The 1583-nt window shown below is 59.3% G+C and carries 1 pseudogene; it reads left to right on the forward strand.

Annotated elements, in window-relative coordinates:
* Nucleotides 1-1583 (forward strand): annotated as a pseudogene (locus ABX749_RS32330) (hypothetical protein); the annotation flags it as partial.

Raw genomic sequence — 1583 nt, forward strand, 5'->3', positions numbered from 1 at the left:
TGCACGGTCTCGGACGGCACGACGAGGCGATCGCCGCTTGGCGGTCGATCGCCGATGGCCAGCGGCGGACCGCGGAATCGCTGATCCGGCTTGCGACGGTCTTTGGTTCATTCAAGCTGACCGACCTGGCGTTGCAATGCTGGCAGCAAGCGGCCGAGCTGGATTTGTCGATTGAGCAACGCTTGCGCTACGTCCGCGTGCTCTCGGAAGCGAAGCGACACGACGCGGCGTTTACAGAATTGGAAACCGCAGCGGGTTTGGCGCAAAGCGCAGAAGAACGCGAGCGACTGATCCGACATCGCATCGAAGCACTTCGGGCGGCGGGCAAACTGGGCGAGCAGATCGCTCAGGTTTCCGTCGAAGCATCGACGCCGGAAAACCAACGGTTTCTCGCTTTGCTTTTTCTTGCCAACGGACAACCGGCGGCGGCATCGCTTTCGATCGACGCCGCATTGAAACTTGATCCAGAAAACGTTGCGATCCTTCGCGATGCGGTCGACATCGCCGAAGGATGGGGGCGACGTTCCACCGCCGCAACGCATCTGGAAACGTTGGCGCAGGTAGACAAACGCTTTCAAGTCAACCATCTCGGTCGGTTGGTCAAAATCTGGGAACAGTTAGGCGAATGGGATCAAGCCTCGCGCGCCGCCCAAGCCATGATTGACACCAATCCGGCGTCCCCGGATTCCTATCGCTTGTACGCCCGAATCGCCTTTGCGTCGGGCCAGGATCAAGCCGGCGAAAACGCGCTGCGACGAGCCATCATGGTGGATCCCCGTGCCATCGACGCACGCGTCACCTTGGCACGACGATTGGCGGAGCGTTATCAAACACTTGCCGCGATCGATTTGTTCTGGCAAGCCATCGAACACGAACGTCGATTCACCGAACGGACAGACCTGGTCGAGCAACTGGTGCCGCTGTATGCACGGCGTGGAGAAATCGACCAGCTCGTGACCCGGCTCGAACGCGCTGAAATGGACGGACTTGATCAAAAATCCAAGTCAATCTTGATCGCGTCCGTTTGGACGTTCGTGAAGGATTACCGGCAAGCTCACACCGTGATCAAGCGAATGCTCGGCAAACATCCGCGGGATGTCAAACTGCTGCAGGCGATGGTCGACCACTTGTCGCAATCCGGGAACCTGTTGTCGGCGGTTTCGTATCAACGCCGGCTGGTCAATGTTGAAAACACGCCGTCGAATCAAAGTCGACTCTCGTCGCTCGAATTGGAAGCCGGTTTGGTCACGCAAGCCGAAGTGAACCTGCGAGAGATGAAAGCGACGAAGGATCCCACGCGGATGGCGTCCATCATTCGTCGCATCGCAATCACCGATCCCGAGCAGGCGGCCGAGTTGTGTCGTGTGGCGTTGGAAAACAATCGCACCTTGTGGGACATCCGCATCGTCCGGGCTCAACTGCTGGCGCTGTCCGACGCCCCCGAACGCGCCGAGCATTTGGCGCAAGCCGCGAAGGTGGCCGGCGAAGTTGCTGCGTTGAAGCTGGATGACGACGCACCGTCAATCTCTGGTTTTGCCCCGACGCATCAGTCCACTCCCGCCTCGCGGACTTCGTTAAGGACA

The organism is Stieleria sp. (genome assembly GCF_041595215.1).
Taxonomy (GTDB): Bacteria; Planctomycetota; Planctomycetia; order Pirellulales; family Pirellulaceae; genus Stieleria; species Stieleria magnilauensis.